The sequence below is a fragment of the Faecalibacter bovis genome, from assembly GCF_017948305.1.
GTDB lineage: Bacteria > Bacteroidota > Bacteroidia > Flavobacteriales > Weeksellaceae > Empedobacter > Empedobacter bovis.
This window is the reverse complement of record NZ_CP072842.1, coordinates 704,006-725,244: the sequence shown is the minus strand read 5'-3', so window position 1 is coordinate 725,244 and position 21,239 is coordinate 704,006. Positions and strand designations below refer to the sequence as shown.

Here is a 21,239-nt window from a genome sequence, read left to right as displayed (position 1 = left end):
GACATTGTTGTTATACAACCTAACTAAGAATATACTACACTGAGATGATAACACAATTAAAAGGGAAATTAGTAGAAATATATCCTACTAGTGCTGTGATAGATTGTAATGGAGTTGGCTATTGGGTTAATATTTCATTAAACACATATTCTGCATTAGAACATGAAGAATTAGTCACAATTTTTACTCACTTGATCGTAAGAGAAGATGCACATTTATTATATGGTTTTGCCACAAAATCAGAACGTGAAATCTTTTTAAAACTTATTAGCGTCAATGGAGTTGGTCCAGCATCTGGAATGATGATGATTTCTACTTTATCTACTCAAGAAATTGCAACTGCTATTTCTACTGATGACGCACGCATGCTGCAAAGTGTTAAAGGTATTGGAGCAAAAACTGCACAAAGAATCATTATTGATTTGAAGGATAAATTAGATCCTACAATCGTTCTAAATGTTAATTCAGGGCCAGACAAAAATAAATCTAAGAATGAAGCGTTATCTGCTTTAGAAGTTTTAGGAATTCCTAAAAAATCAGCAGAAAAGGTGATGGAAAAAATTATTGCATCGAATCCAGATGCTGATGTTGAGTTCTTAGTTAAAGAAACCTTGAAGAAAATTTAATGAAATTAGATCGAAAGAGAAAGTCTAATACTCATCGTAATTCTACGATTGCCTCGTTATGTCTGCTATTTGCTTTAGGAGTAGCAAGCACTGCGTATGGACAAGAGTCAGAAAACGATACCATCAAATTTCCTATTCGCAACCAAACCGGAGGATTATTTTTAGACAACCAAATTACTTATGATATTTCGTATGATCCAATTTTTATGCAATATACAATTGTACCTAAAATTGGGAATACGCAAGCAGGTGAACCCATTATTTTATCTCGTAAAGAGTACTTAGAATTAGTGCAGAATGAAGATATGAAATCTTATTTCCAAACTAAATCTCGTACAAACGACCAATACTACCGTGAGGAAAGATTTGGTGACCAGGTAAAACAAAAAGAAGGAAGTATCTTACCAAGTTTCAAAGTGAAATCAAAAGCTTTTGAAACAATTTTTGGTGGATCAGAAATTAAACTGATTCCACAAGGATATGCGAATTTAGATTTGGGTATTTACTTACAAAAAATTGATAATCCATTACTTTTACCACAAAATCGCCAGACTTTAACAATGGATCTGCAACAACGTATGCAGTTAAGTGTTTTAGGAAAAGTTGGTGAAAATTTACAATTAAAAGTAAACTACGATACACAAGCTGGTTTCGGATTCGAAAATCAGATGAAATTACAATGGAGAAAAGCTTTAGGTAATAAATTAGATCCATTCGGTGGCGAAGATGACATTCTTCAAAACATCGAAGTGGGTAATATTTCAATGCCATTAAGTACTTCATTAATAACAGGTGCACAATCTCTTTTTGGGGTTCGTGCCGATATGCGTTTCGGACGTACAAATGTTACAACTGTTTTTTCAGAACAGCGTTCAGAAGCGCGTAACATCAGTGTGCAAGGTGGTGGTGTAATGAGCACCTTCAAAATTGCAGCTGAAAACTACGAATACAACCGTCACTTTTTTATAGGTCATTACTTTAGAGATAAATATGATCGTGCTTTAGCAAATTATCCAACGATTAATAGTAAAATTAATATTACTCGTATGGAGGTTTGGAAAGTGGATCGTTCTGGAGGTAATCAAGAAAATAGACGCTCGATTATCGCGGTTCGTGATATGGGAGATAACGGAAATGCTTATCCAGATGTTTCTAATGATCAAACATATAATGCAGTTTCAAACATTGCAGATATTCGTAATCTAAGTACTGCAAGAACTGCCTTAAATGGTTTAATAATAGGGAATGAAACCTACCGCGACGGGGAACATTATTTAGTTAATGAAAATGTAAGAAAGTTAGATCCAAGCGAATATTCATTCAATCCACAATTAGGATATATTACATTAAATTCTCCTTTAGTTGATGGTGAAGATTTATTAGCGATCTCTTTTCAATATACTTTAAGTGATGATCCTACCAAAATTTATAAAGTAGGGGAAATGTCAGATGAGTTTGATAAAACGTTAATCACGAAATTAATCAAACCAAATTCAGCAGTAAATCTTGCATCTCCGATGTGGGATTTAATGATGAAAAATATTTATTCGTTAAATGCATACGGATTAGATTCTCAGGATTTCACAATGAATGTTACATTCAAGGATAATTCTGAAAATTCTTCGGGTACAATTAACTATTTACCAAATACAGTAACGAATAATGCTCCATTAATTCAGGTCTTAAACATGGACCGTCTGAATCAGAATGGACAACCAAGTAATGATCCGAATGGTGCTGTTGGAGATGGAATGTTTGACTTCCTTCCAGGTTTAACAATAGACCAACAACACGGATCTATTATCTTTACTTCTGTTGAACCTTTTGGTTCTTACTTAAACAGAAAATTAGAAGGTCAAAATCCTGATTTAGTTTTCAATGAAATTTATACTAAACTTCCAAATGTAATAACTGCTGAAAAATTAGCTAATCGTTACCATTTAGAAGGTCGTTATAAAGGAACCGTAGGAGATGGTATTCCGTTAGGAGCTTTCAACGTTCCGCAAGGTTCTGTTAAAGTTACTGCCAATGGAGTTTCACTTACAGAAGGTGTCGATTATACGGTAGATTATCAATTGGGTCGTGTAAAAATCTTAAACGAGCAATTAAAAAATTCTGGTGCGGCAATTAACATTAGTTTAGAAAATCAATCAACATTTAATTTACAGAAGAAACGTTTCATGGGAGTTAATGTGGAACACCGTTTTTCTGATAAATGGATGGTTGGTGGAACTGTAATTAATTACCAAGAAAGACCAATTACTCAAAAGACACAATTTGGTTCTGAACCTGTAAATAACACAGTTTTTGGATTAAATACGCAATATAATTCTGAATCAGAAATATTAACGCGTTTAACAAATAAAATTCCAGGTGTAAAAACAGACGCTGTTTCTAATATCAACTTCCAAGCGGAAGGTGCTTATTTAATGCCGGGGATCAATAAAGCAACAAGCGGATTTTCTTATATTGATGATTTTGAAGAAGCTCAATCTCGTATCAGTTTATTGGATGTTTCTTCATGGAAATTTGGTTCAACTCCAGGTCGACCTGCGGGTTATGACGAACAAAGTTTTCACCCTTATTTCCCACACGGAACAGCAGACAATAGCTTAACATTTAACAACGGACGTCGCATGATGTCTTGGTATTCTATTGATCCGCGTTTCTATGGTTTAGGTGGAAGTTCGCCTGTTTCTGATGCTGCGATTTCAAATCATAAATCACGTCGTATTTTATTACGAGAACTTTTTGATCAACGTGATGTATTAGCCGGAACTAATTCGTACATCAACACAATGGATGTTACGTATTATCCAGATGAAAGAGGTGCTTATAACGTGAATCCAAATGCTAATGATACACAAGGTTGGGCAGCGATGACGCGACCTATCAACGTTTCCAACTTCCGTGATTCTAATGTAGAATACATTGAATTTTGGATGATGGATCCTTATGCTGATGGCGATGGTGGAGAAGGAGAATTATTAATTCACTTAGGAAACGTTTCGGAAGATATCCTGAAAGATGGCGAAATGTCTTACGAAAATGGTTTACCACACTCAGGGCTTCAGGCACAAACAACAGAAACAAATTGGGGGAAACAACCTTCAATTAATCCTGTGTTATACGCTTTTGATACGGAAGGTGCACAACGTAAAGAACAAGATTTAGGTTTCAATGGTTTATCTGATGTAGAGGAAGAACAGAAATATGGTATTACTTCTAATAACACGATTACAGGTGATTTAGATCCTGCAAATGATAACTATTTATTTTATTTAGATGATCGTTTTTCTAATCATACATTAGGTCAAACAGTACCAGGTCGCTACCGTTACTTCAGAAATCCACAAGGAAACAGTTCAACTGACGATCCATTAGCATCTTCAAGTTTAATTCCTGATGTGGAAGATATCAATGGAGATTACAATTTAGATCAAACTGAAAATTACAATCAGTATACGTTAAAAATTTCTCGTCAAGATTTAGATGATGTAGAAAATAAGCACATTGTTGCACGTAAAACAGTTGATGTAGAGTTTGCAAACGGAAATAATTCTACTGTAAAATGGTACCAAGTTCGTATTCCAGTCGATGGATTCGATTTAGATATCAATCGCGATGGTGTTGAAGAAGTAAATGTAGCTCAAGCTGAAAGTGTTTTATCTGCAGCTCGTTTTATGCGTGTTGTAATGCGTGGGTTCGAAGAACAAACAACATTACGTTTAGGAACTTTTGATTTAGTTCGTTCAGAATGGAGAAGATATCCTAAAAATGTTTTCCCGTTCGTAGGAGCAGGTAATCAAGAAGGATCTGAAGAAGATCAAAATATTGGTGATTTAGAAGTTGGTGAAGTTAGTATTGAACAAAATTCAACTAACCGTCCGCCTTATAAAATTCCACCAGGAGTTTACCGTGAGCAAACGCAAGGTGCAACAGGTTTCCAAAGTCAGAACGAAGCTTCGATGACTTTAAAAGCTAAATTTAAGCCAGGAAGTACATCGAAAGCAATTTTCAAAAATGTAAACTTAGATTTACGTCGTTATAAAAAATTAGAAATGTTTGTTTCTGCACAAGATTTAATTAATCGTGCAAACGCAAACTTAGATCCAGATACGAAATTATTTATCCGTGTAGGTAGTGATTATACTGATAACTACTACGAGTACGAAATGCCATTAAAATATACACCTGTAACTGCCGTTACGGAAAATGATATTTGGCCAATGGATAATAAAATCGAATTAAATACAGACTTCTTTACGGATGCTAAAAAACTAAGAGATACGGATAACTTTAGTACAAGAGATCGTTTTCCTTATATTTTAGATGAAGCAAATCCGCATAAAGCTGTTTATGTAAAAGGTCGTCCTACATTAGGAAATATTTCATCTTTAATGATTGGGGTTCGTACGACAGGTGGTGCTTCTGATAAAGAAGTTTTACTTTGGGTAAACGAATTACGTTTAAGTGAAATTGATAATGAAGGTGGTTACGCTGGTGCAGCAAATCTTCAATTTAATTTAGGAGATTTTGCGAATGTTCAATTAACAGGAAGTACAAGTTCTGTCGGATTTGGTGCAATTGATCAAGGTCCAGCAGGTCGTAATCAAGACGAAACATTAGAATATTCGGTTAATGCTGAAGTGAAATTAGACAAATTCTTACCAAAGAAATGGGGATTTGAAATTCCGTTTAATTTTACAATGCAAGAACGTTTTGTGGATCCAAAATATAATCCATTAGATAATGATATTGAATTTGAAGAAGCTCCGAATAAAGAGGAATTAAAAGAAATTGTTCGTACTTATTCTCAATACAAAAGTTTCGCATTCAATAACATTCGTAAAATTAGAGCACCGAAGAAAACGCCAAGATTCTACGATGTTTCAAACTTTACGTTATCTATGATGTATGCAAATAATTACTATCGTGATATTTATACAGAATACATGGTAGATCAACAATTACGTGCATCATTAAATTATAATTATACATTCAAGAATAAACCGTTAGAGCCTTTCAAGAAATGGAAAGCAGCTCAACCGGCTCAGCCATCGAGTAAATATTTAGGATTTGTTAAAGAGTTTAATCTTAATCCAATTCCGACAAGATTCTCGTTTAGAACAGAGATTGCTCGTACATATAGTGAAAGACAATACCGAGATTTAAATCAATATCTTGGTGGATCTTCTGCTTACATGGCGCCATTTTTTAGTAATAATTTCTTATTCTCTTGGCAATATAATTTAGGATTTGATTTAACTAAATCATTACGTTTAGATATTACTTCATCAACAACAACATTAAATGATGGAGCAATGTTCTACAAAGCAGATCAAGATTTAATTTGGCAAAATCTTTTCGAGATTGGTCGTCCAGTTAATTACGATCAGCGTGTACAAGCAAACTATAAATTACCATTAAAATTCTTCCCATATTTAAATTGGATGAATATGGAAGTTGGTTATAGTGCGAACTACAATTGGCAAGCGAATTCGTTAGCAACGCGTACTTATCAGGAACAAGATGAAAATGGTAATACTATCAAAACGCATCATTTAGGAGACGGATTTGCACAAAATTCTAATTCAATTAGTTTAATTGGAGATATGGATTTTACACGTTTCTATCCTGAATTTAAAGGTTATAAAAAGTTTGATTCCATCTTAAAAGGTCGTCGTCAAGAAATTGATTCTTTAAATAATGCGTACGCTGAATTGGCTTCGAAAAAGAATAAACGTCGTACTAAAAACGATTATAAATTCAAGCACAAATTCAAAGCAAAAGATTATGGTTGGATGGTTTTATCGTCTTTAAAGCGAATCAATTTTAACTATAATCAAACAAATGGTGCTGTAATTCCAGGATTATTCTCAGAACCAGGTTTCTTTGGTACAAATAGCCAAGGTGCACCAAGTTTAGGATTTATTTACGGTACACAATTCGATATCAAGCGTGAGTTGGTAGAGAAAGGATTAATTTCTGACAGTGAATTAATGACAGATCCTTACCAAATCAACAAAGGAATTAACTTTAATGCAAATGCATTGATCGAGCCAATTCCAGATTTACGTATCGATTTAAATGCGAAATACACGGAAGATAAGCGTAAATTCCATACCGGATTTAATACCTATGAGTGGATTGAAGATCCATTGACTGGCGATTTAGTTCGAGGAAGATATCGTCCAAATCCATACATTGATCAGTTAGGAAATTTAAATGTTTCTAACATCAATTTTGCAACAGCATTCTCAGATAAAGATCAAATCTTTACACAGTTTATTCAAAATTCGAAAGTTATTTCACAACGATTAGGAGGGCAATTAGCTGGTCAAGGAGATTTTGCAGATGGATACAGTATTACAAATCCAGATGTGGCTTTACCTGCTTTCGTTTCGGCAGTTGAAGGTAAAGACGCAAGTGGTGCAAAATTAGGATACAAGAAAAATATTCCATTACCAAACTGGCGTGTTGCATATACAGGTTTAAAAAACATTCCGATTATTAATCGCTATGCAGATCAAATTGAAGTTTCGCACGCTTATACATCAAGTTATACGGTAAGTAATATTCAATCGAATCCAAACTATTATTTAACGGGTGATGGATCATCTTCAGGAAAAGATATTTCTGGAAACTATTACACGAAAAATTTATTCGGTACGGTAACGATGATTGAATCTTTCTCGCCATTAATTGGTGCTGATGTTACTTTCAGAAACAGCATGCAAGTTCGTGCACAATACAACAGAGATCGTATGTTATCTTTAAGTTTAAGTAACTACACAATTTCTGAAGATTATGGATCTGAATATATCGTAGGTTTTGGATATATCTTTAAAGATTTTAAAGTGAAATTACGTTACCAAGGACGTCAGAAAACGGTAAAAGGTGACTTAAATATTCGTGGAGATTTCTCTTTACGTGATAATGAAACAAGAATTCGTCGATACGGTGAAATGTTCTCATCAGGAAGTGTTGGATCTACTATTTTAGAAGATTATTCTCAAATTACTGGTGGACAAAGAATCATGTCATTCAAACTATCGGCAGATTATAATATTAGCCAAAATCTGAACCTGAGATTTTATTGGGATCAAATGTTGAGTGAATATAAAATTTCAACAGCTTACCCAATTTCTCAGATTCGTGCCGGATTTAGTGCTACATTTACATTCGGAAATTAATAAAACAATAAACAGACAATTATGAGCATTCCAAACAATTTAAAGTACAGTAAAGATCACGAGTGGGTTTCTGTAGAAGGTGATATCGCTACAATCGGAATTACTGCATTTGCACAAGGAGAATTAGGTGACATCGTTTATGTTGATGTTGAAACTGAAGGTGAAACTTTAGGTCAAGAAGAAGTTTTTGGAACAGTTGAGGCTGTTAAAACTGTATCAGATTTATTTATGCCAGTTTCTGGAGAGATCGTTGAATTCAATGCTGAATTAGAGTCTCAACCAGAATTAATCAATACAGATCCTTACGGAGCTGGATGGATTATTAAAGTGAAATTAGAAAATACTTCTGAGCTTGATTCTTTGTTAGATGACGCAGCTTACGGTGATTTAATCGGTGCATAAGATTATAAGACAAATTATCTTTTATAGTTATTTGGCATTGGTGTTTTATCTTACACTAATGCCAGGTAACAAATTAAAATCTATAGACAAGGCTGGTTTTGGAAAGTTATTAAATTTTGAAAATTCTGATAAATTAGTCCATGGTTTGATGTTTTTCGTATTGGCTTTTTTATACCAATTCTTAAAAGATTATAGATTATCAAAATTAATACTCGTTCCTTTTTTAATCAGTTTTTTAATTGAAATTTTACAAGGAATTATGCCTTTCGGAAGAACCTTTGATTGGTATGATTTATTAGCCAATACAATCGGAATTTTAATGGCAGTTGGATTAGTACAATCCATAAAAAAAGCGAAGAGTTAAACTCTTCGCTTTTTTTATTATTTTAAATGATTTGGAATTTCACAAATCGGAATCGGAACCATTTTATGCTGATTGATTCTATTTAATCGTGAATAAATTTCAAAAACTTCTTTTTCTCGTCCTTCAAATTGATCAGAAGTATATCCTTCTTCTTTCATTTTCATTGCCCATTCTAACTCATCATACGATGCACCTAATTGATCTTCATCCGAACGATCATCGCCAAATAATCCATCCGTTGGTTTAGCTTTTTGTATATCTGTATTAATACCTAAATGAGCTGCAATTTCATAAACTTCCGATTTCATCAAATCAGCGATTGGACTTAAATCTACCCCACCATCACCATATTTTGTATAAAATCCTACGCCAAAATCTTCTACTTTATTTCCTGTTCCAGCTACTAAATAGTTGTGTAAACCTGCAAAATAATATAACGTAGTCATACGCAGTCTTGCACGCGTATTTGCTAAAGCAAGATTTACTTTATCCGTATTTTCAGTTTGTGGTAAAGCAGCTACTAATGAATCAAAAGTTGTTGTTAATTCGACTTCGATTGAATCAATCGGTGTATTAAAATTAGCTTTTAACCATTCAATATGTTTTTTTGCTCGATCAGCCTGATTTTTTTCTTGATGAATTGGCATTTCTAAATTTAACAACGGATAACCCGTCATTGCACATAAAGTAGAGGTTACTGCAGAGTCAATTCCACCAGATATTCCGATTACGAAACCTTTTTGGTGTGATGTTTCAAGATAATTCTTTAACCACGAAACAATATGTTGTATTATTTTTTCAGTTTGCATTTGTTATTGTTTATTAATCAAATATAAGAATTGAAAAATGTAATCCGATAGAATAAGGATTAGATTTAAGGATTAATTGTTATTTTTGTTTATTAAATAGAAACACACGATGAAGACATTTTATAGCATTGCAATAGTTTTTTTATTGATGCTAAGTTCTTGTAAAAAGGAACGAACTTGGGACGTAGACGCTTCGCAAGTTAATGTGGATTTAGTTATCCATGATATTAGTAAACGTTTTTTTAATGATAGTATTCCGTTGGATCAACTAAAGAATGATTATCCATTCTTTTTTGATAATTCATCTGATAGTATATGGAATGCACAAAGAAAAGATCCATTCGAGCTAAATATATATAACGAATCGATAAAATCATTTGGGAATTTTGACAAGTTAAATCAAGATTTAATTCCGATTTTTCAGAAGTATAAACATTACTTTCCTGAATATGAAACACCAAAAGTTTTTACATATTCATCAGGTTTACAAAGTTTAGATTATCCTGTAATTTACAGCGCACAAGATAAACTTATGTTTATTGCGATGGATGGATTCTTGGGTGAAAAGCACAAATTATACGACAGTATTCGAGTTGAACAATATTTACGTCGCAACATGCATGCAGAACGCGTTCCGTCTGCTGTAGTCGCAGCAATCGCAGAAAATATTGTTAATTATTCTCCAAGACAACAAAAATTTATTGATGTTATTCTTTACGAAGGTAAGAAGTTGATGTTACAAGATATTTTATTAACAGATACGCCAGACGAATACAAAATAGGTTACACGCCACAACAAATGGCTTGGGCAGTGGCGAATGAAGGACAAATCTGGAATTATTTTGTAGAACAAAACTATGTTTTTAGCGACGATCGTACTTTAGAAAAAAGATTTATTAACATCGCACCATTCTCAAAATTTAATAATGAAATTGAGCAAAATTCGCCTGGTCGAATTGGAGCTTGGATCGGATGGCAAATAATTCGTCAATATTTACAAGAAAATCCTGAGGTTAAAATTCAAGATTTATTGTTAGATATGGATAGTCAAAAAATCTTACAAGCATCGAAGTATAAACCAGCAATTGACGGAGCTTCGACAACAAAATATAATACAAAGAAAAAAGAAGGTGTAGATGAATTATACCACTACGCTGAATAAAATATAATAGTTTAGATTATGAGAAAAACAAATATTTCAGTAGAGATTGAATTAGACGAAAACCACGTTCCAGAAACAATGAGCTGGAATGCTCCGGATGGAGGAGTTAATAACGAAGCTACTAAAGCTATGTTATTATCTGTTTGGGATGATAAAGCGAAAGAAGCTTTACGTATCGATTTATGGACAAAAGAAATGACGCAAGACGATATGAAACGTTTCTTCCATCAAATTTTCATTTCTATGGCATCTTCTTACCAAAGAGCAACGGACGAAGAAGATGTAGCACAAAAAATTGCTGAGTTTGCAGAAGAATTTGCATACGCTTCAAAAATTAAAGGATAGGAATTAAATTCTTATAAAAAAAATCAAGTCGAATTTCGTAACAAATGCGTTAGAAGTTCGACTTATTTTTTACATTTAGATTATTATTTATATTTATGAAGAAACTTATTCTTTCCATCGCATTTTTATCAAATTCATTTCTTTTTGCCCAGAACAATTGGACGATAGAACAGTGTATTGAATATGCTGCTAAGAATAATCTAACAATTCAAAATAATCAACTAAATGAAAAGTTAGCTGGTCAGAATTTAGAACAAGCAAATAACAATTGGTTGCCAACAGTAACAGGTTATTTAGATAATAATTTTACATTGGGTTCTTATCATCCAGTTTTAGATAAAGGATATTATCAATTTTCAAATGCTTTTGGTGTTCAATCACAAGTTAATTTATATAGTGGAGGAATAATCAAGAAGCAAAAAGAAAAAGCTTCAATTGATTTAGAAGCGGCTTCAATCCAAACACAAACTACTTTAAACGATATTTCTTTACAAGTCGCTAATTACTATTTGGCGGTTTTACTAAATCGTGAATTGAAAACTGTTGCCGAAGGAAATTTAGAAATTTCTAGACAGTTACAAAAACTGGCAAAAATTAAATTTGATGTTGGTAAAATAGCTAAAGCTGAATTGGTACAAGCTGAAGCCGAAGTTGCAGCAAATGTGAGAAGTGTAACTGATGCGCAAATCGAAATTGACCGAGCTTTATTTAATTTAGCAATGTTATTGCAGTTACAAGATTACAGAGATTTTAATGTAGAAAATATAAATCTGCCTAATTCTATTCAGAACGAATTATATAATCTTGATGAAGTTTTAGAAGTAGCTTATGCATCACAACCTGCAGTTAAATTGGCAGAGAAAAATATAGAATCAGCCAAAAAAGCTACCGAAATTTCTGAAACGTATTTAAAACCTCGCGTAACGGGAAATTATAGTTTAGGAACTAATTACATGGATTATTTTAACAAAGGTCTTAATCAACAAGCGTGGTTAAGCCAATGGAGAGAAAATGTGGTAAATGTAATTGGAGTCGGAGTTTCATTTCCAATCTGGAACCAATATTCAAATCGAATCAATATTCAGAAATCGTTAATAAACGAAGATATCGCGCTAAATTCTTTACAAAGAGAAAAGCAAGGAGTTTTACAAAATGTACAATCAGCTTATTTCGAAGTTAATTCATCTTTTGCATCGTTTGAATCTGCTCGTGAGGCAGTTCGCTATGCAGAGATTTCTTTCGATTTTGCTGATAAATCATACAAAGCTGGTGTAATCAATTTATATGATTTCAACAGATCAAGAAATGATCTAATGATTGCTAAATCTCAGATGCTACAAGCAAAGTATAATTTCATCTTCAAACAGAAAGTATTAGATTTTTACGCTGGTAAACCTATAACATTAGATTAATCATAAAACGAATTTTAGCTTTATAACATCCTTTATTTTAGTTTATCTTTGTCTTATGGCAACAATTTTAAATATAGAAACTTCAACAAAAAATTGTTCAGTTTCAATTGCTAAAGATGATGAGCTTCTTTGTTTAGTTGAAGAGGCAGATGAAGGTTATGCACATGGCGAAAAATTGCATCAATTTATTGATTGGTGTGCCGAAGGTGCGAGTATAAGTTTAAAGGATTTAGATGCAATTTGTGTATCAAAAGGTCCAGGCTCTTATACAGGATTACGCATCGGTGTTTCTTCTGCGAAGGGGTTAGCTTATGGTTTGGATATTAAAATGTTATCGGTTAATTCTTTAGAGGTTTTGGTACAATCACAAATTAATAAAGGATATGATTTAATTATTCCAATGATTGATGCGCGTCGTATGGAAGTTTACACCGCATTATTTGATGGACAAGGAAATCCGATAACGGCAACAGAAGCTAAAGTTATTGATGAAACTTCGTTTGAAGATTTAAAAGGTAAAAAAATTGTTTTTGTTGGTGATGGTGCTGAAAAATGTGAAGAAGTTTTAGCACATTTAGACGCAAATTTTGTGCAAACTTATCCTTCAGCAAAATATATGGGTAATCTTGCAAATGCAAAGTTTGAATCAAATGAGTTTGAAGATGTAGCTTATTTTGAGCCTTTTTACCTGAAAAATTTTATTGCTTTAAAAAAGAAAACAGATAAATAGTATGAAAAATATAGTATTAGCAATTGCTGCATTTTACGGAATGTCTGCTGTAATTTTAGGAGCTTTTGGAGCTCATGCTTTCAAGAAAATTTTACACATCGATAAATTAGCAAGTTTTGAGGTTGGTGTACGTTATCAAATGTATCATGCAATTGCGTTATTAGCAATCGGGATGTTTCTGAATTTTAATACAGGAATCGAACGTTCAGCCGCGTGGTGTTTAATTGCAGGAACTTTTATATTTTCAGTTAGTATTTACTTTTTATCTTTTGCAGATTATTGGGGAACTAATTTAAAATTCTTAGGACCAATTACTCCACTTGGTGGTTTATTAATGGTTGTAGGATGGGGAATGTTAGTTTTTCATTTTGCTAAAATGAAATTTAATTAAGTTGAATTATTCAATAAATAAAAAAGCTCGATTCAATGAATCGAGCTTTTTTTATATAAATATTAATCGAAATCTTCTTCGTTAAATTCGAAATCTTCGAAAGAGCAATTAATCTCGAAAGGAATATCATCAGCGCTTTCTTCAGTGAAATCCTGTACTTGACCTTTCCAATTTAAAGTTAAAATTCCATTCTCGTTAATAGAGAAAGATAATTTATTCTCAACTACTTCGTAATCCTCTTCAGAAACATTAAGACTAGTATAATATACCTCATGTATTTCACCATCCTCATCTTCTTCTTCAGCAAAACCGTATGGAATTTCAATTGTCTTACCGTTTAATTCTTCTGCAGATTCTACATCTAATGGAAAATCATCAATGAATAAAGATAACTGTGGAAATTCATTTTGGATTGAATCATCTTCTACATGGTCTAACTCATCAGTTGAGTGAATTTCAATTAAAAGAACCTGCTTATCACCTTGATAAACTACCTTGCAAAGGCTTTTTTCGATATTGTAATTAAATGTTTCTTCTGGGTGGAAGAATTTAATTGTTTTCATTGGTTTGTTTCTGTAAATAATTTTATACTACGAATATAAATAACTAGAATTAATTTTCATAACAAATTTATAAACTAATTTTTATTTTAATTGATTGAGTTTTAATTCATGATATAAAAAAAAGCCACTCCAATTTTGAAGTGACTTTTTATGTATGATTTTAATTTAAAATGAATTAAATTATTGTGCTTTAGCAGTTAAATCAACTTGTAATAAAACTTCGTCTTTGATGATTGATCCACCACCACCAGTGAAAGTGATTCCGAAATCTTTACGGTTGATAGCAAATTCTTCAGATTTTACTGTAACAACATCACCTTCTACATTTACATTAGCTTTGAAAGTTACGTTTTTAGGAGTTCCGCGGAATTCGAAGTTACCAGAAATTTCTGAGTTGTAATCTCCACCTTCAATCGCTTTAACACTTGTAATTTCGAAAGATGCAGTTGGATATTTTTCAACATCTAAAAAGTCTGGAGCTTTTAAGTGTCCATCTAACTTAGCTTTAGATTCTGGATCTGAATCTAAATCTTTAGACTCGAATGTTTTAAAATCAGCAACAAATTTACCAGATTCTAAAACACCGTTATTTACAGTAGCTGTTCCTTCTTTTAATTTTACAATTCCCCAGTGTCCTTCTTCTGGTTTGTTGATATCATCAAAAGTTTTCCCACCTTTCCAGTTAACTGTAGATGTAGAGTCTGCAATATAAGTTACAGCCCCTTCAGAAGCAGTTGCAGTTTCTTGAGCATCAGAAGCTGCTACAGTTTCAGTTTTTCCTCCACAAGATGTTAATGCAACAGCAGAAACAACAGCTAAGCTTAAAAAGAATTTTTTCATAATTATTATAATTTTATTAAAAACGAAATTATATGTTTTGGTTGTTATTTGCATTGATATATATCAATACTAAATATAAATTTCTTGTTAAATTTAATAAATCTAAATTAATTCATCAAATTTGTAGGATAAATAGGACTCAATGTTAACAATCCATAACCTAGATTTTAGCTATAATACTGCCCAACAAAAAGCAATTGATTCTATCTCTTTTGATGTAAAGCGAGGAGAAGTAATAAGTATAATTGGAGAAAGTGGAAGTGGTAAATCAACACTTTTACGTTTAATATACGGTTTGGAAGATTTCAATCAAGGAGAAATTACTTGGAATGATAAGAAATTGAAAGGGCCAGCTTTTAATATTTTACCAGGTCATAAAATGATGAAACATGTAGCACAAGATTACGAACTTTTGGATTTTGTAACTGTTGGCGAAAATGTTGGTAAATTTTTAAGCAATTTTGATCTTGATTATAAGCAAAAACAAATTGATGAAGCTTTACGCGTTGTAGAATTAATTGATTTAAAAGATCAATTTCCAAATAAATTAAGTGGAGGTCAGCGTCAACGAGTTTCAATCGCGCGTGCATTGGCTCAAAAACCTGAAGTTTTGTTGCTAGATGAACCTTTTTCTAATTTAGATCAATCTTTAAAATTAACCATCAGAGAAAAATTAATTGATTGGTGTAAAGCTAATCAGATTACTGTGATTTTTACCACGCATGATTTACATGATGCATTTTATACATCAGACCGAATTTTAGTTCTACAAAAAGGTAAAAAATTACAATACGACGAAGTTGAGAAAGTTCGCGAAAAACCTTATAACAGCTATGTTGCGAAGTTATTTGGTTATGTAAATTTGCTAGAAGTTGGGAAGTATAATAATTTAAAATTGAATGATATTGATATGTTTAATTACTATCAATTAGTATATCCCGACGAAGTTTGGATCCATGTTGATGGTGAATATTATGGAGAAGTAATCGATTCTAAATTTCAGGGAAGAGATTACTTGGTTCGATTCAAACATGACGATACAAATTTTGTGGCTTATTTTCCTTTTGTATTAAATAAAGGTGCAAAAATTAGGTTTTCAATTCCGAATAATAGAATAGTTAAAGCATAAAAAAACGAGCAATTTGCTCGTTTTTTTATTTATTTTCTAAAAAATTCATAATCGCCTCTATAAAATCTTTTGGATTTTCAGCATGTAACCAATGTCCTGCATTTGCTATTGCAACAATTTCAGCTTTTGGAAAACGTTGTTTGATGATGAATTCATCTTCTTGTAAAATGTAATTCGATTTAGCTCCTTTTAAAAATAAAGTAGGTCCATCAAAAACTCCATTTAATAAATCATTTCCAACTAAATCTTCGTAATGTTTTTGTAAAACAGGAAGATTAAAACGGAAATCATAACCACCATTTTCAGCATGGTATACATTTTTTAACAAAAATTGACGAACACCAGCTTCAGGTATGTATAAACTTAACGTTTCTTCAACATCTTTACGAGAAGTAACTGTATTAAAATCTACAGAACATAAAGCTTTAAAAATTGCATTATGATGAGGTTGATATGCTTTTGGAGCCATATCAGCCACGATTAAATGATCCACTTTAGTTGGATAAGTTATTGCAAAATCCATCACAACTCGTCCACCTAACGAATGACCTAAGATATGAGCTTGACTGATTTGATGAAATTCCATATAACGATTTACATCTTCAACCATTGCAGTTATCGTAGAATCATCTGAATGGAAACTACGTCCGTGATTTCTTAAATCAATTAAATGTGTCGTATAAATTTCTCCGAACTGGCGACCATGTGTATTCCAATTGTCTAATTGTCCGAATAATCCATGGAAAACTAATAAATGTTTTTCACCAGTTCCAATGATTTTACTATGTAAAATAGATTGTTCCATTTATTTTAAATTAGCAACTTCAATTTTTCTTAAGTAAGATTGTATTGTATTTTCCAATCCCATATATAGTGCTTCAGAAATTAAAGCATGTCCAATTGAAACTTCAGCAATTTGTGGAATTTGTTCGATAAAATACTGAATGTTATCTAAACTTAAATCGTGACCAGCATTTACAGCTAATCCATTTTCAATTGCTAACAAAGCTGTTTCTTTATAAGGTTTAATCGCATCTAAATTTCCTAAACCATACTGTGTAGCAAATTCTTCTGTATATAATTCGATACGATCAGCTCCTGTTTTTGCAGCTGCTTCAACCAAAGCTGGATTAGGATCTAAAAAGATAGAAGTTCGGATTCCTGCTTCTTTAAAGGTTTTGATAACATCTGTTAAATAATCTTGGTATTTAATCGTATCCCAACCAGCATTAGAAGTAATTGCATCTTCTGCATCTGGTACTAAAGTTACTTGCTCTGGTTTATTAGCCAAAACTAATTCCATAAAACTGTCTATTGGTTTACCTTCTATATTAAATTCAGTTGTAACAACAGGTTTTAAATCGTAAACATCTTGATAGCGAATGTGGCGTTCATCAGGACGTGGATGAATCGTAATTCCTTGGCCTCCGAATTCCTGAATTTTAATTGCTGCTTCTACTAAATTTGGTGTATTACCACCACGTGCATTACGAATCGTTGCAATTTTATTTATGTTAACACTAAGTTTTGTCATTATATTAATTTGTTTGTTTTATATCTGTTGCAGAAATAGACTGCATTACTTGTAAATCAAATTTTCTACAAGCGGTTAATAAGTGATCGAAAATATCAGATTGAATTCTTTCAAATTCAAAGTTAGTTGAAGATTTCGCAAAACATGAAATTTCTAAAGGCATTCCTTCCATTGAAACTGGAAGTTGTCGTATGATAATCGGATCGAATTTAGAAACGGTTTGTATATTTTTTAAATAATTTTCTACATAAATTCTAAAAACTCCAATATTAGTTAGTTGTAAACCATTAATATCTAAATCAGAATTTTCAATGTTTTTATTATATGAATTAATTTCTTTTCGTTTATGGATGATGTAATCTCGTATTAAATCGTAAGTTTCAAAACAATCTAACATCTCGCTAGAACAGAACTTGAACGAGTTTACATTAAATGAAATTGAACGTTTTATTTGTCTTGTACCACTTGCCAACATCGGCATATGATTTGTTACTTGCGAGGTTACGACATCAACAGTTGGAATGGTAGCAATAGTTTTGTCAAATTTTTCAATTCGTACCAAGTTGATATTAATTTCTCGTACAATTCCTTCAACATTTCCTTTAGATAAAGTAACCCAATCGCCAACTTTTATTATTCGGGAATAAGCGATTTGTAAACCAGAAACGAATCCGAAAATTGCATCACGAAATATTAATAATACAGCAGCAGTCATTGCCCCCAGAATTGTAATTATGGTTGAAGATTGTACTTTAAACAAAATCATAATTCCAGAAATTACTGCGAAGAAAGTGATTACGAACTTCATCATTTGCCCAAAAGTTCGCACACCAACTGTTGTATAACTATTTTCTTCGTTGTATAAATCAATAATAAAATTTATGATTCTAAAGATTAAAATAGTAAATACAATGAGTAAGATTAACTGCGTCATTCGCTCTATTACAAATAAAACTGCACCATCATCTTTAAATAATAGCACATTCATACTGGAAGCAAATGTTAGCGGAATTAAATGAATTATTGATGTAAAACATTTATTTCTGTAGGCAATTTCTAGCCATTTAATTTTAGTCTTCTGAGCCAATCTTTTAATCAATGGCAATAACAAAATTCGAAATCCGTAATCAATTAAACATAAAATTCCGATCCAAATTGTAACCTCTAAAAATGTAAATAAGTTCTCAGACATGTCGATTTGAAACTTGTCATTGAAATAAATTTTTACACTTTCTGAAAATTCTTCGTAAAATGATTTCTTTTCTATTTGTTGAGTCATTGTTATTTTTAAACTAAAATTTTAGTAATACAAAGGTACATTTTGTACATTAGTATAAAGTTAAAATAATTTATAAATATGGATGATTCTATAATTAACCTGATTTCGGGACTTTTGATTTTATTAGGTTTTGTTGGCGTTATTTTACCTGCAATTCCGGGCGCTCCTTTAGCATTAATAGGTTTATTAATTTTTAAGCTATTTAGTGGAGATTGTAGTTTTGGTTGGGAAGTTGTAATCATCGCTGGAATATTTGTAATCATTGGAGCAATACTGGATTATGTATTACCTGTGGCATTGACCAAAAAGTTTGGAGGAACTAAATATGGCGTCTGGGGATCGATAATAGGAATGATAGTCGGAATATTTTTCCCACCTTTTGGATTGATTTTAGGTCCATTTTTAGGAGCGTTTATAGGTGAACTCGTCTTTGCACCAAAAAATGTACAAGGCGCAATAAAATCAGCTTTCGGTTCATTTATAGGTTTTATCGTAAATACAGGATTCGATTTAATTTTATGTTTAATCTTATTGGGTATTCTTATTTATGACATATTTATCCATTAAAAATCCTTGATTTTCAAATATTTTATTTCAGATAATTAGAAATCAATTAGGCAATTCAAAAAATATTATCTAAATTTGCATAGAATTTTAGAAGAACTAAATGGAGGAGGGCTGGTTATAGCTCTCTTTTTCGTTGTATATGGATTCAAATAAAGTAAAACAAATAGTAGAAGAAGCAATCGCTGAAAATCCAGCATTGTTTTTAATCGACTGGAAAATTTCTCCAGACGATAAAATATCAATTCTTGCAGATGGTGATGAAGGTCTATCTATCGAAGAAATTGTACGAATCAGCCGCTATGTAGAGAACAATCTTGATAGAGAAGAATGTGATTTTTCATTAGAGGTGTCTTCTCCAGGTGTTGGATCACCGCTAGTTATGCCACGTCAATACAAAAAAAACATCGGAAGATTATTGGAAGCAACTTTAAATGATGATACTAAGTTAGAAGGTGAAATCGTTGAGGCTGACGAAGAAGGTGTGATTTTATGGTGGGAGACTCGTGAACCAAAACCATTAGGGAAAGGGAAAGTAACTGTTGAAAAAGAAGAAAAAGTAAATTACTCTGAGATCAAAAAAGCGATCATTAAAGTAACTTTTTAAAAAAAAAAAGGATGTAAAATGGACAATCTTGCATTAATTGAATCTTTCGTAGATTTTAAAGACGAAAAAAGTATCGATCGTATTACACTTATGAAGATTTTAGAAGAAACTCTTCAAAGTGTCTTAAGAAAAAAATATGGTTCTGATGATAACTTTGATATCATTGTAAATCCTGATAAAGGAGATTTAGAGATTTGGCATAATCGTATTGTTGTTGCTGATGGTTTCTCTGAAGATGATGCATTAGAAATCGAATTATCTGAAGCTCGTAAAATTGAGCCAGATTTTGAAATCGGAGAAGAAGTTTCAGAAAGAATTCCAATCGAATCTTTAGGACGTCGCGCAATCTTAACTTTACGTCAAACTTTAGTGGCTAAAGTAATGGAGCACGATAACTCTAATTTATACGAAAAATTCAAAGGAATTATCGGAGAAATTGTAACAGGAGAGATTCACCACATCCGTCACAAACATGTGATTATTATGGATGATGAGCAAAATGAAATGATTTTACCAAAAGAAAATCAAATTCCATCTGACTTTTTCCGTAAAGGTGAAACTTTAAGAGCAATTGTTGACGATGTAAAATTAAGAGGATCTAAACCTCAAATTATTTTATCTCGTACATCTCCAAAATTCTTAGAAAAATTATTCGAACAAGAAATTCCTGAAATTTACGACGGTTTAATTACAATAAAAAACGTTGTTCGTATACCAGGAGATAAAGCGAAAGTTGCAGTAGAATCTTATGACGACCGTATTGATCCAGTAGGAGCATGTGTAGGTATGAAAGGATCTCGTATCCATTCTATTGTTCGTGAATTACGTAACGAAAATATTGACGTAATTAACTACACGAATAACATGAGTTTGTACATCACTCGTGCTTTAAATCCAGCAAAAATTTCTAATATTGAAATTAACGAAGATGATAATAAAGCATTAGTTCATGTTGCAGCTGATGAGGTTTCTAAAGCAATTGGTAAAGGAGGTTATAACGTTCGTTTAGCTTCTAAATTAGTTGGAATGGAAATTGATATTTTCAGAGAAGGAGCCCAAGATGAAGATGTTGAATTAACTGAATTTGTTGATGAAATCGATGGATGGGTTATTGATGCATTCAAAGCAATTGGATTAGATACTGCAAAAAGTATCTTAGAGCAAGATGTTGATGATTTAGTTAAGCGTACTGATCTTGAAGAGGAAACAATTCAAGACGTAATTAACATCTTAAAATCAGAGTTTGAAGATTAATTGTCTTTAAATCATAAACTATTTGTAAATTT

Annotated in this window: 19 protein-coding genes; 13 read left to right on the top strand and 6 right to left on the bottom strand. The window is 32.2% G+C overall.

The window, feature by feature from the left end:
* Positions 1-44 precede the first annotated feature (44 nt).
* The 4 genes from ruvA to J9309_RS03485 are packed head-to-tail and all read left to right on the top strand — an operon-like array spanning position 45 to position 8,588.
* Positions 45-626 carry a Holliday junction branch migration protein RuvA gene (gene ruvA, locus J9309_RS03500; RefSeq protein ID WP_230477105.1) on the top strand — a complete coding sequence of 194 codons (582 nt, stop codon included), beginning with the start codon at positions 45-47 and terminating at the stop codon, positions 624-626.
* The gene (gene sov / locus J9309_RS03495) at positions 626-7,822 is read left to right on the top strand and encodes a T9SS outer membrane translocon Sov/SprA (protein WP_230477104.1); all 7,197 of its coding nucleotides are present in this window, start codon (positions 626-628) and stop codon (positions 7,820-7,822) included. The genes ruvA and sov overlap by 1 nt, the downstream gene beginning before the upstream one ends.
* A gap of 21 nt (positions 7,823-7,843) precedes the next feature.
* Positions 7,844-8,224 (top strand): glycine cleavage system protein GcvH, encoded by a 381-nt coding sequence (gene gcvH, locus J9309_RS03490; protein WP_230477101.1) that lies wholly within the window; start codon positions 7,844-7,846, stop codon positions 8,222-8,224.
* Positions 8,217-8,588, top strand: coding sequence for a VanZ family protein (locus J9309_RS03485; protein ID WP_262897279.1), 372 nt, complete (start codon positions 8,217-8,219; stop codon positions 8,586-8,588). Before gcvH ends, J9309_RS03485 begins: the two co-directional genes overlap by 8 nt.
* A 17-nt stretch (positions 8,589-8,605) precedes the next feature.
* Here the strand turns inward: J9309_RS03485 and nadE are convergent, their stop codons facing one another.
* Positions 8,606-9,397: an NAD(+) synthase gene (gene nadE / locus J9309_RS03480; RefSeq protein ID WP_230477096.1), complete on the bottom strand. Its 792-nt coding sequence runs from the start codon at positions 9,395-9,397 to the stop codon at positions 8,606-8,608.
* Positions 9,398-9,506: 109 nt separating this feature from the next.
* Between nadE and gldB the strand changes: the two genes are divergently transcribed.
* The 5 genes from gldB to J9309_RS03455 all read left to right on the top strand — a co-directional run bounded on the left by gldB (position 9,507) and on the right by J9309_RS03455 (position 13,437).
* A complete protein-coding gene (gene gldB, locus J9309_RS03475) occupies positions 9,507-10,559 on the top strand; it encodes a gliding motility lipoprotein GldB (RefSeq protein WP_230477094.1) in 1,053 nt (350 codons plus the stop codon).
* A gap of 18 nt (positions 10,560-10,577) precedes the next feature.
* Complete coding sequence (gene gldC, locus J9309_RS03470) at positions 10,578-10,904, top strand: gliding motility protein GldC (RefSeq protein ID WP_230477092.1); 327 nt, start codon at positions 10,578-10,580, stop codon at positions 10,902-10,904.
* 95 nt (positions 10,905-10,999) lie between these two features.
* Positions 11,000-12,316 (top strand): TolC family protein, encoded by a 1,317-nt coding sequence (locus J9309_RS03465; RefSeq protein WP_230477090.1) that lies wholly within the window; start codon positions 11,000-11,002, stop codon positions 12,314-12,316.
* 55 nt (positions 12,317-12,371) lie between these two features.
* Positions 12,372-13,046, top strand: a complete 675-nt coding sequence (gene tsaB / locus J9309_RS03460; RefSeq protein ID WP_230477088.1) for a tRNA (adenosine(37)-N6)-threonylcarbamoyltransferase complex dimerization subunit type 1 TsaB — start codon at positions 12,372-12,374, stop codon at positions 13,044-13,046.
* Position 13,047: 1 nt separating this feature from the next.
* The gene (locus tag J9309_RS03455) at positions 13,048-13,437 is read left to right on the top strand and encodes a DUF423 domain-containing protein (protein ID WP_230477081.1); all 390 of its coding nucleotides are present in this window, start codon (positions 13,048-13,050) and stop codon (positions 13,435-13,437) included.
* 62 nt (positions 13,438-13,499) lie between these two features.
* Here J9309_RS03455 and J9309_RS03450 read toward each other — a convergent pair whose 3' ends face one another.
* Positions 13,500-14,000, bottom strand: a complete 501-nt coding sequence (locus J9309_RS03450; protein WP_230477079.1) for a hypothetical protein — start codon at positions 13,998-14,000, stop codon at positions 13,500-13,502.
* 180 nt (positions 14,001-14,180) lie between these two features.
* Positions 14,181-14,840: a YceI family protein gene (locus J9309_RS03445; protein ID WP_230477077.1), complete on the bottom strand. Its 660-nt coding sequence runs from the start codon at positions 14,838-14,840 to the stop codon at positions 14,181-14,183.
* Between the two features lie 142 nt (positions 14,841-14,982).
* Here J9309_RS03445 and J9309_RS03440 point away from each other — a divergent pair, with 142 nt between their 5' ends.
* Positions 14,983-15,969, top strand: a complete 987-nt coding sequence (locus J9309_RS03440; protein ID WP_230477075.1) for an ABC transporter ATP-binding protein — start codon at positions 14,983-14,985, stop codon at positions 15,967-15,969.
* 25 nt (positions 15,970-15,994) lie between these two features.
* Here the strand turns inward: J9309_RS03440 and J9309_RS03435 are convergent, their stop codons facing one another.
* From J9309_RS03435 to J9309_RS03425, 3 genes are read right to left on the bottom strand one after another with little or no spacing between them, the layout of a single operon-like run.
* Entirely contained in the window at positions 15,995-16,774 is a 780-nt protein-coding gene (locus J9309_RS03435) for an alpha/beta fold hydrolase (protein ID WP_230477072.1), read from the bottom strand.
* Positions 16,775-17,503 carry a pyridoxine 5'-phosphate synthase gene (locus J9309_RS03430; protein WP_230477070.1) on the bottom strand — a complete coding sequence of 243 codons (729 nt, stop codon included), beginning with the start codon at positions 17,501-17,503 and terminating at the stop codon, positions 16,775-16,777. It abuts the gene before it with no gap.
* A gap of 4 nt (positions 17,504-17,507) precedes the next feature.
* A complete protein-coding gene (locus J9309_RS03425; protein WP_230477068.1) occupies positions 17,508-18,782 on the bottom strand; it encodes a mechanosensitive ion channel family protein in 1,275 nt (424 codons plus the stop codon).
* Positions 18,783-18,860: 78 nt separating this feature from the next.
* Between J9309_RS03425 and J9309_RS03420 the strand changes: the two genes are divergently transcribed.
* From J9309_RS03420 to nusA, 3 genes are all read left to right on the top strand, one after another.
* Positions 18,861-19,349, top strand: coding sequence for a DUF456 domain-containing protein (locus J9309_RS03420; protein ID WP_230477066.1), 489 nt, complete (start codon positions 18,861-18,863; stop codon positions 19,347-19,349).
* A 139-nt stretch (positions 19,350-19,488) separates the two neighbouring features.
* Positions 19,489-19,953: a ribosome assembly cofactor RimP gene (gene rimP / locus J9309_RS03415; protein WP_230477064.1), complete on the top strand. Its 465-nt coding sequence runs from the start codon at positions 19,489-19,491 to the stop codon at positions 19,951-19,953.
* 18 nt (positions 19,954-19,971) lie between these two features.
* The gene (nusA, locus tag J9309_RS03410; RefSeq protein WP_230477062.1) at positions 19,972-21,207 is read left to right on the top strand and encodes a transcription termination factor NusA; all 1,236 of its coding nucleotides are present in this window, start codon (positions 19,972-19,974) and stop codon (positions 21,205-21,207) included.
* The last annotated feature ends 32 nt before the right edge of the window (positions 21,208-21,239 follow it).